This is a genomic window from Nocardioides sp. S5-5, from assembly GCF_054954065.1.
In genome coordinates this window covers 648,714-660,905 of the sequence record NZ_CP199913.1, presented here as the reverse complement: position 1 = coordinate 660,905, position 12,192 = coordinate 648,714, and the positions used below count along the sequence as shown (strand labels likewise).

Below are 12,192 nucleotides of genomic sequence, written 5' to 3'. Positions count from 1 at the left end.
CCGCGAGGTGCGTGCACCGCCAAGGCGGAGGAGCGAAGGCGACCTGAAAAGCGAAGCGGTCGTCGAGCGACGACAACGCCGGCGGTGTGCGTGCATCGTGGTCCTCAATCCCAGTCGAGTCCGCCGCGGCGCCATACGTAGGCGTAGGCGACGAACACGGTGCCGATGAACAGGACCATCTCGATCAGCCCGAACCAGGCCATGGCGTCGAAGCGGACGGCCCACGGGTAGAGGAAGACGATCTCGATGTCGAAGACGATGAAGAGCATCGCGGTGATGTAGTACTTCACCGGGAAGCGACCCGTCAGCGCCTGGGGTGTCGGCTCGATGCCGCACTCGTAGGAGTCGTACTTCGCGCGGTTGTAGCGGCGCGGCCCGACCATCGTGCTCATGACGACCGACCCGACCGCGAACAACGCGGCCAGAGCCGCCAGCACCAGCACCGGCGTGTAGAGCTCCATGAGCCCCCCTCTCGTGACCTTGTGAACAGAATCACTAGTGGCGTGAAGCACATACTGCCACTGCTCCGGGGGCTCGTCACAGGGGGGTGCCGAAAGCCGCGCACGCCGCGCTCCGGGACCCGAAAACCAGCCCTGACCTGCGGATTTAATGCACGAGAGGGTTGCGTAATTCAGGAGGCGGTGGCCAACCACAGCAGGTGCCGCGCATCAGCGAATTTCGTCAGGCCGTGGCGCGGTGCAGCGCGACGATCCCGCCCGACAGGTTGCGCCACTGCGGCGTGGTCCAGCCCGCCTCGGCGATCAGGTCGGCGAGGCCGCGCTGGTCGGGCCAGGCCCGGATCGACTCGGCCAGGTACACATAGGCGTCGGGGGCCGAGGAGACGGTGCGGGCGACGGCGGGCAGGGCCCTCATGAGGTACTCGATGTAGACCGTGCGCCACGGCGACCAGGTGGGGTGGCTGAACTCACAGACCACCAGCCGGCCGCCCGGCTTGGTGACCCGGCGCATCTCGGCGAGCCCGGCCAGCGGGTCGACGATATTGCGCAGGCCGAAGGAGATCGTGACGGCGTCGAAGGTGGCGTCGCGGAACGGCAGCCGGGTGCCGTCGCCGGCGGTGAACGGCAGGTGGGGCAGCTGCCGCTTGCCGACCTGGAGCATGCCGATCGAGAAGTCGCACGGCACCACCGCGGCGCCGGCGTCGAGGAACGGCTGGCTGGAGGTGCCGGTTCCGGCGGCGAGGTCGAGCACCCGGTCGCCGTACGACGGGTCGACCGCGGCGAGCACGTCGCGGCGCCAGCGGCGGTCCTGCCCGAAGGACAGGATGTCGTTGGTCAGGTCGTAGCGCCGGGCGACGGTGTCGAACATCCGTCGTACGTCGGCGGGCTGCTTGTCGAGCTCTGCGCGGGCCACCGCGGCAGCCTAGTGGCCGACTCGGAGCCGCTCGTCGAGCAGGTCCCGGAGCTCGCGGTAGTGGCGCTCGGCGCCGGCCTCCTGATAGCTGCTGGTGTCGGCCATGGTGAAGCCGTGGGGCGCGTCGGGGTAGATCGCGCTGCGGTACGCCAGGTCGGCGGCCGTCAGCGCCTGCTCCAGCCGGGCGATCGCGTCGGGCGGCATCGAGGCGTCCTGGTCGGCGTGACCGAACACGTACGCCGCCCGCGATGCCGAGAGCGTGAGGTGCGGACTGTCCGGGGCGTCGGTGGCGAGCCGGCCGCCGTGGAAGCTGCCGACGACGGCGATGTCGTCGGGGCACGCGGCCGCGGTGCGGACGGCGACCGCGCCGCCCATGCAGTAGCCCGTGGCGCCGATCGGTCCGTCCGCGACGCCGTCGAGCGCTCGCAGCGCCGCGACGTGCTCGGCGGCGTCCGCGACGACCAGGTCCGGCGTCAGCGCCCGCACCCGGACCATCGCGAGCTCGATCGCCGCCGCGCGGACCTCGGGTACGCGCAGGTCGCCCTGCGGCGCGAGCTCGGCGGCGGTGCCGTCGCGGTGGAACAGGTGCGGCGCGAGGACGACGTACCCCCAGGCGGCGATCCGGTCGGCCATCGCCTGGATCTGGGGACGCAGCCCGAAGGCGTCCGCGAACAGCAGCACCCCGGGGTGCGGGCCCGGCCCCTCGGGGCGGGCGACGATCGCGTCCACGAGCTCAGCCCGCCCGCGTGAGGTCGAGGACCTTGTCGACGTACGACGCGACCTCGTCGGGCGTCAGGCCGTTGGTGTAGAGGTCGTAGGTGAGCCCGTCGACCTCCTTGCGGCACTGCACGCGGTAGTCGGCCGCCGTGGGCTTCTCGCCCGTGGGCGCGCCGGTGGTCTGGTCGTAGGGGTCGGTCCAGGCGACCGCGCAGTGGCTGCCGTCGATCTCCTCGAGCGTGTAGTGGGTGCCGGACTCGTCGACGAGGAACGGGCCGCTGGGGTTCACCAGACCGGCCTCGCCCGGGACGATGGTGACGGCGATCTGGGCCGGCACCGACGTGGAGCTGGTGGCCTCCGGCACGTCGATGTAGGCGCGCACCGCCGCGTCGTCGTACTGGGCGGCGAGAGCCTTCTGGGCCGTGGCCTCGGACTCCTCGGTCTCCTTCACGAAGGCGGCGTAGCGCTCGGCGTCCGCGCCCGTCTGCTCCTGGGTGACCTCCTGGAGCGCGACGAAGCGGTCGTCGAGCTTGGTCGGCAGCGCCGGCACGGCGGCGGAGGCGGTGTCGCCGACCGCCTTCGGGAGACCGACGCCGAAGCCCACGGCGACGGCGAGGAGGAGGACGCCGGTGGTGGCGCCCACGACGGTGGATCGAGCGATCGGCATCAGGCCATCATGCCGGGTCGACCTGAGCGTTGACTGATCGGGCCGCGCCGGGAGATCACAGGTCGGTGCCGTCGGCCAGCCGCACGTACTCCTGGTCGCCGGCCTCCAGGAACCGCCCGAACTGGGCGTCGGCGATCCCGAGCCCCTCCGGCGAGAACACCCGGTCGTGGATCGCGACAGTGCGCGGCGCGCCCACCGCGCGGGCGAAGTCGACGCCCTCGGCGACCCGCATCCACGGCGCGCACACCGGCGCCAGGAGCACGTCGACCGCCACTCCCGGCGGTTGCAGCGCGTCGCCCGGGTGGAAGAGCGTGGTCTCCCCCGCGGTCAGCAGGTACCCGCTGTTGTGGAAGCGCGGCAGCTCCGGGTGGATCACGGCGTGCAGCTCGCCCACCGCGCGCACCCCGATGCCGCCGATCGTCCAGGCCTCGTCGGGCGCGACGACGGTGACCCGCTCGAGCAGGTCGGGCGCGTGATCGCGGATCTGGGCGGCGACCGCGTCGATGGTGTAGATCGGCGCGTCCGTGGCCCGCAGGTGCTCAGGGTCGTAGTGGTCGGGGTGCTCGTGGGTGATCAGCACCGCGTCGACACCCTCGACGGACTCCCGCTGGCTCCAGACGCCGGGATCGAGGACGAGCGTCGTGCCGGCGTGCTCGAGCCGGACCGCGGAGTGACCGAACTTGGTGAGACGCATGCCGTCCAACCTACTGTGGTGCCTTGTGAGCTGGGGACGTCGCGTGGCGCTGGTGGTCGGGCTGGGTTTGGCCGGGTCGGGGTTGGCCGGGTTGGCGGTGCCACCCGCGCAGGCCGCCGGGACCGACCTGCACCTGGTCGTGCGTGGCATCGATCCCCAGGCGACGGTGACGATGGGCAGCCAGGCGTACTTCTCGGCGGTCGACGCCGCCCACGGACGCGAGCTGTGGACCTCGGACGGCACGACGGCCGGGACGCGGCTGCTCAAGGACGTCTACCCGGGCGCCGCCGGCTCCGTGCCGACCGACCTGGTCGTCGTCGGCAGCACGCTGTACTTCACCGCGGCCGACGGGACGAACGGGCGCGAGCTGTGGACCTCCGACGGCACCACCGGTGGCACCCGTGTGGTCGCGAACATCAACGGGAGCAACCAGGACTCGCTGTCCGGTGACGGTGCCGGGCTGACCGCCATGGACGGCCTCGTGTACTTCGCCGCCGACGACGGCACCCATGGACGTGAGCTGTGGAGGTCCGACGGCACGCCCGGCGAGACCACGATGGTCGCGGACATCGACGACCGCGGCAGCTCGATCCTCCCGACCACCGCCATGGCGGCGATCGGCTCCACGCTCTACTTCACCGCCGACGACGGCAACACCGGCACCGAGCTGTGGCGCCTCACCGGCACCGGCGCCTCCCCCCAGCTGGTCGAGGACCTCTACCCGGGTGACCATGAGGACACGATCGACGGCGAGAACGTCGTGAGACCCAACAGCTCGTGGCCGGCGGGGTTCGTCATCGACGGGAGCATCCTGTACTTCAGCGCCGACGACGGCGAGCACGGCCGCGAGCTGTGGAAGCTCGACGGCGGCACGCCCGACCTGGTCAAGGACATCAACTCCCACGAAAGCGATCCGTCGATCGAGTCCCTCGACGGACTCGCCGCGGTCGTCGACGGCGTCCTCTACTTCGCGGCCGACGACGGCATCCACGGCACCGAGCTGTGGCGATCCGACGGCACCGCCGAGCACACGGAGCTGGTGCGCGACGTCGTCGTGGGCGCCGACGGCGGGCTCAGCGGCTTCGCGCGCAGCGACTCCGCGGTGGTCGACGGCGTTCTCTACTTCCCCGCCGTCGGGCGCAACCAGCTCTGGTCGTCCGACGGCACCGACGCCGGGACCCGCCGCGTGGCCGACCTCGCTCCCAGTGCCCTGGCGGCCACGGGCAGCATCCTCTTCCTCACCGCCGACGACGGCAGCGGCACCGGCCTGTGGGTGCAAGGCGTGGCGGAGCCGAGCGCGCCGCCGACGCCGGATCCCGTCGTACCGACCGTCAAGCCCGCCTGCGTGGCGGCCACGACGGCCGCGGTGAGCGCGGCCGACAAGGTGAGGGTCGTCAAGGCCAAGCTCAAGAAGGCGAAGAAGAGCCACCAGACGGCCAAGGTCAAGAAGGCCAAGAAGAAGCTGGCGAAGGCGAAGAAGGCCGCCAAGAGCGCCAAGAACACCCAGGCGGCCGCCTGCGCCTGAGCGGCGAGCCCGGCGCGCTCAGCCGGTCTGGTGGTGGACGTAGCACCAGCGCCAGTCCTCGTCGGGCTCGACCGAACGCATCACCGGATGCTGGGTCGAGCGGAAGTGGGCGGTGGCGTGGCGACCCGGGGAGGAGTCGCAGCAGCCGACCTGCCCACAGGACAGGCACATCCGCAGCGCGACCCAGCGGGTGCCCTCGGCGAGGCAGTCGGCGCAGGCCGGCTCGTCCGGCGGATCGAGCAGGGGCGTGCCGGCGAGGTGCTCGCAGCCGTCGGCGCGCTGGGTGCGAGCGCTGTTGCGCAGGTCGGCCCGGACCGCCTCGGCCGCGTCGAGCATCGACTCCTCGACGTCGAGCATGGCCAGCACCTCGCTGACGATCTCCGAGGGCACCGACCCGGTGGAGCGGATCTCCAGCACCCGGCGGCGCTCGGCCTCGATCATGTCGCCGCGCCAGCGCGAGTAGAGGTCGCTGGGGCTCTCCTCGCCCTCGGTGGTGCCGAGCCGCTCCCAGGCGGCGAAGTTGCGCTGCTCGATGCGCTGGATGATGAGCGCGCGGACCTGGTGCGGGTCGTCGGAGTCGGCGGCGAGCTCGTCGAGCCGGTGGATGCCGGCCTTCGCGGCCTGCTGGAGCAGCGTGGCGCGGGCCAGCGCGTCGTCGTGCGGGTCGGGTGAGGGCACCCCGAGTCGGCGCGCGACGAGCGGCAGGGTCAGCCCCTGGCCGAGCAGGGTGCCGGCCACGACGGTGAACGCCACGATCAACAGCACCTCACGGTGGGCGGTGTCCTCCGGCACGGTGAACGCGGCGGCCAGGGTGACCACGCCGCGCATCCCGGCCCAACCGATGAGGAGCGAGTAGCGCCACGACCGCTGCTCCCCCGTCACCGGGTCCGGTCCGTGCCGCAGCAAGAACGCCTGGCCCGCGAACACCCACACCATCCGCAGCACCACGACCGCCACGAACGCGGCCGCACAGGCCGCGGCGACCGTCCCGGCGCCGAACTCGCTCTCCCCCACCTCGCCGAACAGCCAGTCGGCCTGCAGCCCGATGAGCAGGAAGACCGTGTTCTCCAAGACGTAGGCGATGGTGCGCCAGTTCATCCGCTCCGCGATCCGCGACTGCGCGGTCTGCAGCACCGGCGCGACGTGTCCGAGCGTCAGGCCGGCGACGACGACCGCGACCACGCCGGAGGCGTGGATCTCCTCGGCCACGATGTACGCCGCGAACGGGATCACCAGCGAGATGGCGGTGTCCATCAGCGGGTCGGTGATCTTCTTGCGGAGGAAGCCGACGACCACGAAGGTCAGCGCACCGACCGCCACCCCGCCCCCGGCGGCGAGCACGAAGTCGCGCCCGACCTGCCAGGCGGTGACCGTCGTACCGATGGCGGTGACGGCGGCGCGCAACGCGACCAGGGCGCTCGCGTCGTTGAAGAGCGACTCGCCCTCGAGGATCGTGACGATGCGTCGCGGCAGCCCGATCCGGCGGCCGATCGCGGTCGCGGCGACAGCGTCGGGCGGAGCGACGACGGCGCCGATCGCGAGGGCCAGCGGCCACTCGACGTCGGGGAGCACGAGGCGGATCACCGCCGCGACGCCGACCGTCGTGAACGCGACCAGGCCGACCGAGAGCAGCAGGATCGGGCGTCGGTTGGCGTTGAAGTCGACGAGCGAGGTGTTGACCGCGGCGGAGTACAGCAGCGGGGGGAGCAGGCCGAGCAGCACGACCTCCGGCTCGAGGCGCAGCTCCGGCACCCCGGGGACGTACGACGCCGCGACGCCCACCACGACCAGGGTCAGCGGCGCCGGGATCTCGACCCGCTCCGAGATCGCGGTGACGGCGAGCACCGTGGCCGCGATGGCCACGAGCAGGAAGGCGATCTCCACGTCAGGCTCCCTTGGTCGGCTCGGTGGCGAGCGCCCGGATCCGGAGGTCGAGCTCACGCCGCCCCTCGCGGGAGACGACGGCCTCGACGACCTCGATCCCGCCGTTGGGGGTGGCGAGGGCCTGCTCCAGCTCGGGACGAGAGGTGACCCGCAGGTGCGGGATCCGCGCGGCCGCGCAGACGCTGGCGAGGTCGTGGCCGTGGGGAGTGCCGAAGAGTCGCTCGAAGGACGCGGCGTGCTCGGGCGCGCCCTGCTCCAGCATCGAGAAGATGGCGCCCCCGTCGTCGTTCGGTACGACGATGGTCAGGTCCGGGCGCGGCTCGTCGGGCCCCAGGACGAGCGCGGTCTGGTCGTGCAGGAACGTCAGATCGCCCATCAGGGCGAGGTTCCGGGTGCCCTCGGGCCGGCCCAGCGCGGCCCCGATCGCGGTGCTGATGGTGCCGTCGATGCCGGCGAGGCCGCGGTTCGCGATCACCTTGCGGTGGGTGCCGACGGCGGGTGGGCGGACCATCAGGTCGAGGTCCCGGATCGGGCTCGACGCCCCCACGACCAGCAGACCGCCGGCGGGGAGGGCGGCGTGGGTGGCCGCCGCGACGTCGTACGGCGTGAGGGCGGGCTGCTCGGCGAGCAGCCGGTCGACCCGCCGACCGAGCTCCCGGTCGGCGGCGCGCCAGGCGTCGAGCCAGGCCGGGTCGTCGGGCTCGTCGCCGGTCCAGGCCGGGGCGCCGACCGCGGTGGATCCGGCCGGCCGAACCGGCCACACGCCGGGCGCCGGGACCACCAGCACCTCGACCTCGGCACGCTCCAGCAGCCCGCTCACCGGCCGCGACAGCGTCGGCCGGCCGAAGACCACCACCCGCTCGATCCGCTCGCCGAGCTCGGTGTCGAGCAGCAGGCGGTAGGTGCGCAGCGCGTTCTCGCCGGTCCGCGCCCCGCTCGACGGCTCGGCCAGCAGCGGCCAGCCCGCCGCCTCGGCCAGCTGCCGCGCCCGCGGGCCGGCGTCGTCACCCGCCACCACGACCGTCCGGGCTCCCGGGGTGAGCGGGTGCTCCCGTCGTACCGGACGATCTGGTCGTGGATCGGGTGAGATCACGACCATCTCGTCCGGTACGACGGAGACCCCCGGCACCAGCGGGGCGTCGAGCTGCAGGTTGAGGTGGACGACGTCGTCCCACCCGACCGGCACCGCGTCGAGCTCGGCGACGGTCGCTATGTCGTGGGTGGTGACCAGGGCGCCGAAGAGGCCGACCTGATCGGTCGTCTGGTTGGCGCCGGTGCCGCGCAGCCGGGCGGGGCGGTCGGCGGAGACGACGACCAGGCCGACACCGGCGTGGACGGCCTCGAGGGTGGCGGGGTGCAGGTTGGCGACGGCGGTGCCGGAGGTGGTGAGAACCGCCGCGCGCGCGCCCGACCTGGTCAGCCCCAGGGCCAAGAAGCCGGCGGTGCGCTCGTCGATGCGGGTGTGCAACCGGAAGCAGCCCGCCTGCGCGGCGACCCACAGCGCCATCGCCACGGGCGCGTTGCGGGAGCCGGGCGCGATCACGACCTCGCTCACGCCGGCCCGCCGGAGCCGGGCGACGAGGGCGTCCGCGAGCGCGAACGAGCTGTCCGTCATGGACCCAGATCCTTCCCCAGCGCCCGAACGGCGGCCAGCCGGGCCTCCCAGTGGGCGACCCGCGCGGGGCCGGCCGCGAGCTCGTCCAGCCGGGCCGCCGCCACCTGCGGACGTACGACGGGCAGCGCGCCGTCGACCGGAAGCAGGGAGTCGTCCACGACGTCGCCGGTGAGCAGCTGCACCGTGGCCAGGCCGCAGGCGTAGGGCAGCGCGGGCAGCGCGGCGGCGAGCGCGACGCCTGCCGCGATCCCGACCGAGGTCTCCAGCGCGCTCGACACCACGACCGGCAGGCCGATCCGCTCGGCGATCTCCAGGCAGGCGCGCACCCCGCCCAGCGGCTGCACCTTGAGCACCGCGATGTCGGCGGCGTCGAGCTCGCGCACCCGGTAGGGGTCCTCGGCCCGGCGGATCGACTCGTCGGCCGCGATCGGCACCGCGACCCGGCGCCGCACCAGCGCGAGGTCCTCGACGCTCGCGACGGGCTGCTCGACGTACTCCAGGCCTTTGGCGGCGCGGTCCAGCCGGCCGATCGCGGAGACCGCGTCGTCGACCGACCAGCCGCCGTTGGCGTCGACCCGGATCCGGCCGTCCGGCCCGAGGGCGTCGCGGACCGCCTCCAGCCGGGCCTCCTCGTCGGCCAGCGTCTGCCCGGGCTCGGCGACCTTGACCTTGGCGGTGCGGCAGTCGCCGGCGCGCGCGATCTCGTGCGCCCGCTCCGGCCCGACCGCGGGCACGGTCACGTTGACCGGGACCCGGTCGCGCACCGGCGCGGGCCAGTCGCCGGCCGCCGCCTCCTCGGCGCAGCGCAGCCAGGGCTCGGCGACCTGCGGGGAGTACTCCAGGAACGGGCTCCACTCCCCCCATCCCGCCGCGCCGCGCACCAGCGCCGCCTCACGCACCGTGATGCCGCGAAAGCGCGTGCGCATCGGGATCGAGACCACCCTCATCGGGCCACCAGCCCCAGCAGCGCCTGCCGGTCGGGCTTGCCGTTGGCCAGCAGCGGGATCGCGTCCAGCCGCACCACCTGGCGCGGCGCCCAGGCCCGCGGATGCGCCGCGGACACCCAGGCGCGCAGCTCGTCCAGTTCGGCGGGCCCCACGACGAAGGCGACGACGCGGTTGCCCCACTCCGGATCGGGCACGCCGAGCACCTCGGCCGCGCTCACGCCGCGATGCTCGCGCAGCCGCTCGGCCACCGCCGGCCCGGGCACGTTGAGCCCGCCGGTCACGATCACGTCGTCCACCCGCCCGATCACGACCAGCCGCCCGTCCTCATCGAACCGTCCGGCGTCCGAGGTCAGGAACCAGCCGCCGGCGATGAGGTCTGCGGTGAGGTCCGGGCGGCCGTCGTACCCGGTGAACAGGGTGGGTCCGGCGATCCGGATCCGGCCGCCCTCCCCCAGCGCGACGGCGACCCCGTCGAGCGGCAGCCCGTCGTACACGCAGCCGCCGGCGGTCTCGGCGGAGCCGTACGTCGCCACCACGCGCACCCCCGCCGCCTCCGCCCGGCTCCGCAGGGACGCGCCGATCGGCCCGCCGCCCAGCAGCACCGTGTGCGCCCGCCGCAGCGCGGCCAGGTCGTCTCGCGAGGCGAGCATCCGGGTCAGCTGCGTGGGCACGAGCGACACGAACCAGCCGTCCCCGGCGGGCCAGCCGTCGCGCTCCAGCAGGCTCGGGGTGTGCCCGGCGACCAGCGAGCGGACGACGACCTGCACCCCGGCGACGTACGTCGGCGGCAGGGCCAGCACCCACGGCCCGCTCGCGCCGAGCCGGGCCGCCGAGGCCCGCACCGAGGCGAGGACGGCCGCGCGCGCGAGCACCACCCGCTTCGGCGCACCCGTCGAGCCGGAGGTCTCGATCACCAGCGAGACGTCGTCGGGTCCGTCGAGCCAGGCACGCGCCTGCTCGACGACATCGGCGGCACGACTGCCGGGCGCCCAGGAATCCACACGACAGAACCTAGATGACCAACGCCAAGGGCTCGCACGATCCCTTGGCGCTACTCATCGAGCCGCAGGGAAAGGATGCATCCATCCCACCGGGCGGGCCGCCGGGCGGCACCTGACCCGCCTGGACGACGACACGACCCGGCCTGCTTGAATCGGCGGCTATGGCCACAGCAGCGCACTGGATCGCGGGCGCCCGCGTCCGCACCCTCCCGGCCGCGGTCGCGCCGGTCGTCGTCGGCACCGCCGTCGCGGTGTACGACGATCGCGGGGTCTGGTGGAAGGCGCTGCTCGCCGCCGTGGTCAGCCTGGCGCTCCAGGTGGGCGTCAACTACGCCAACGACTACTCCGACGGCATCCGCGGCACCGACGACGAGCGGGTCGGCCCGCTGCGCCTGGTCGGCTCCGGCCTGGCCACCCCCGCCGCGGTGAGGCGCGCGGCCTTCGGCGCCTTCGGCGTGGCCGCCGTCGCCGGCCTGGTCCTGGCCGCCACCACCTCGTGGTGGCTGCTGCTCGTCGGTGCGCTCAGCGTGCTCGCCGCCTGGTACTACACCGGCGGCAAGAGGCCCTACGGCTACCTCGGCCTCGGCGAGGTGATGGTCTTCGTCTTCTTCGGCCTGGTCGCCGTCGTCGGCACCACCTGGGTGCAGACCGAGCGCTGGGGGACGCCAGGCTGGGCCTCGGTCGCCGCCGGCGCGGGCGTCGGCGCGCTGGCCTGCGCGATCCTGGTCGCCAACAACCTCCGCGACATCCCCACCGACCGGGTCGCCGGGAAGATGACCCTCGCGGTGCGGCTCGGCGAGCGTCGTACCCGGGGGTTCTACGCCGTCCTCGTCGGGCTCTCCGCGGCCGCCGTGATCGTCCTCGCCGCCCTCACCACCTGGTGGGCGCTGGTCGGCCTGGGCTTCCTGCTCCCCGGCGTCGCAGCCGCCCGGATCGTCCTCAGTGGCGCCCAGGGCCCGGCACTCATCCCGGTGCTGCAGCGGACCGGGGTCGCCGAGCTGGCCTGGGCGGTGCTGGCCGGCGTCGGCCTGGTCGTGGGCTGATCCGGGCGGGCGGGCGCAGGTTTCTCAAGGGATGTCGACGAACCTGCACTGCCCTGGCCAAATTTGAACTGGGAAGTGCAGGGATGGCTGCATCCCTTGAGAAACCCGCAGCCGCATCGCCGACCTCAGCGCTCTCAGTCCTCGTCCTCGCGTGACCGCATCTCCTCGTACTTCTGGGTCATCCGGCCCGCCCGGTTCTCGACCTTCGCCGCGAACGCCGAGCGCTGCCGCTCGAGCAGGAGGTACGACGCGATGCCGCTGACCAGGAAGGCGATCACGATGACCCACAGCACGTTGACGGTGTCGGCGACGAGCAGCCACACACCGGCCACCACGCAGAACGCACCGATGAACAGGCCGGCCCGCAGGGCCGTGTAGATCCAGAACTCCCTCACCACTCCAGGTTAGGCCGGAAGTCCCCGTCCCCAGTCATCGGGAGGGGGCGCGATCTCACCGCCCACGGCCTACTCTGGAGACGTGAAGCTGTTGCTCGTCGTCCTCGTCTTCGCGGCCGTGACCTATCTCGCGGTCCGCTGGCTCCAGGACCACGGGTACGGCGACGACCAGCCCGCCCGGCGTCGGGTGCCGAAGCCGCAGCCGCCCAGCCGTCCGGTCGCCCCCGACGACGACGACGGCTTCCTGCGCGACCTCGAGTGGCAGCGCCGCCAGCAGGAGCGCCACCGCGATCAGCCCCAGCCGCCGGACACCCCCGACGCCTGAGCGGACGG

13 protein-coding genes are annotated in these 12,192 nt (G+C 73.3%); 3 read left to right on the top strand and 10 right to left on the bottom strand.

What is annotated here, in order from left to right; translation table 11 throughout:
- Positions 1–104: 104 nt before the first annotated feature.
- From ACUP6Y_RS03125 to ACUP6Y_RS03105, 5 genes are all read right to left on the bottom strand, one after another.
- Positions 105–461 carry an NADH-quinone oxidoreductase subunit A gene (locus ACUP6Y_RS03125; RefSeq protein WP_462554157.1) on the bottom strand — a complete coding sequence of 119 codons (357 nt, stop codon included), beginning with the start codon at positions 459–461 and terminating at the stop codon, positions 105–107.
- A gap of 220 nt (positions 462–681) precedes the next feature.
- Complete coding sequence (locus ACUP6Y_RS03120; protein ID WP_462554155.1) at positions 682–1,371, bottom strand: demethylmenaquinone methyltransferase; 690 nt, start codon at positions 1,369–1,371, stop codon at positions 682–684.
- 9 nt (positions 1,372–1,380) lie between these two features.
- Positions 1,381–2,100: a dienelactone hydrolase family protein gene (locus ACUP6Y_RS03115; protein WP_462554154.1), complete on the bottom strand. Its 720-nt coding sequence runs from the start codon at positions 2,098–2,100 to the stop codon at positions 1,381–1,383.
- Between the two features lie 4 nt (positions 2,101–2,104).
- Positions 2,105–2,755, bottom strand: a complete 651-nt coding sequence (locus tag ACUP6Y_RS03110) for a hypothetical protein (protein ID WP_462554153.1) — start codon at positions 2,753–2,755, stop codon at positions 2,105–2,107.
- Between the two features lie 55 nt (positions 2,756–2,810).
- Positions 2,811–3,449 carry an MBL fold metallo-hydrolase gene (locus ACUP6Y_RS03105; RefSeq protein WP_462554152.1) on the bottom strand — a complete coding sequence of 213 codons (639 nt, stop codon included), beginning with the start codon at positions 3,447–3,449 and terminating at the stop codon, positions 2,811–2,813.
- 25 nt (positions 3,450–3,474) lie between these two features.
- On the opposite strand from ACUP6Y_RS03105, the gene ACUP6Y_RS03100 reads away from it, so the two are divergent.
- Positions 3,475–4,974, top strand: coding sequence for an ELWxxDGT repeat protein (locus tag ACUP6Y_RS03100; protein ID WP_462554151.1), 1,500 nt, complete (start codon positions 3,475–3,477; stop codon positions 4,972–4,974).
- An 18-nt stretch (positions 4,975–4,992) separates the two neighbouring features.
- Here the strand turns inward: ACUP6Y_RS03100 and ACUP6Y_RS03095 are convergent, their stop codons facing one another.
- Genes ACUP6Y_RS03095 through ACUP6Y_RS03080 form a run of 4 tightly spaced genes read right to left on the bottom strand, consistent with a single transcriptional unit; the run spans position 4,993 to position 10,421 of the window.
- Positions 4,993–6,858 (bottom strand): Na+/H+ antiporter, encoded by a 1,866-nt coding sequence (locus ACUP6Y_RS03095; RefSeq protein ID WP_462554150.1) that lies wholly within the window; start codon positions 6,856–6,858, stop codon positions 4,993–4,995.
- Position 6,859: 1 nt separating this feature from the next.
- Positions 6,860–8,473, bottom strand: coding sequence for a 2-succinyl-5-enolpyruvyl-6-hydroxy-3-cyclohexene-1-carboxylic-acid synthase (menD, locus tag ACUP6Y_RS03090; RefSeq protein WP_462554148.1), 1,614 nt, complete (start codon positions 8,471–8,473; stop codon positions 6,860–6,862).
- Positions 8,470–9,420: an o-succinylbenzoate synthase gene (locus tag ACUP6Y_RS03085; RefSeq protein ID WP_462554147.1), complete on the bottom strand. Its 951-nt coding sequence runs from the start codon at positions 9,418–9,420 to the stop codon at positions 8,470–8,472. Before ACUP6Y_RS03085 ends, menD begins: the two co-directional genes overlap by 4 nt.
- Complete coding sequence (locus ACUP6Y_RS03080; protein WP_462554146.1) at positions 9,417–10,421, bottom strand: AMP-binding protein; 1,005 nt, start codon at positions 10,419–10,421, stop codon at positions 9,417–9,419. The genes ACUP6Y_RS03085 and ACUP6Y_RS03080 overlap by 4 nt, the downstream gene beginning before the upstream one ends.
- A 161-nt stretch (positions 10,422–10,582) precedes the next feature.
- Here ACUP6Y_RS03080 and ACUP6Y_RS03075 point away from each other — a divergent pair, with 161 nt between their 5' ends.
- Complete coding sequence (locus ACUP6Y_RS03075) at positions 10,583–11,464, top strand: 1,4-dihydroxy-2-naphthoate polyprenyltransferase (protein WP_462554145.1); 882 nt, start codon at positions 10,583–10,585, stop codon at positions 11,462–11,464.
- Positions 11,465–11,598: 134 nt separating this feature from the next.
- Here the strand turns inward: ACUP6Y_RS03075 and ACUP6Y_RS03070 are convergent, their stop codons facing one another.
- On the bottom strand, positions 11,599–11,859 hold the full coding sequence (locus ACUP6Y_RS03070; RefSeq protein ID WP_462554143.1) for a DUF4229 domain-containing protein: 261 nt from the start codon (positions 11,857–11,859) through the stop codon (positions 11,599–11,601).
- Between the two features lie 82 nt (positions 11,860–11,941).
- Here ACUP6Y_RS03070 and ACUP6Y_RS03065 point away from each other — a divergent pair, with 82 nt between their 5' ends.
- Entirely contained in the window at positions 11,942–12,184 is a 243-nt protein-coding gene (locus tag ACUP6Y_RS03065) for a hypothetical protein (RefSeq protein WP_462554142.1), read from the top strand.
- The last annotated feature ends 8 nt before the right edge of the window (positions 12,185–12,192 follow it).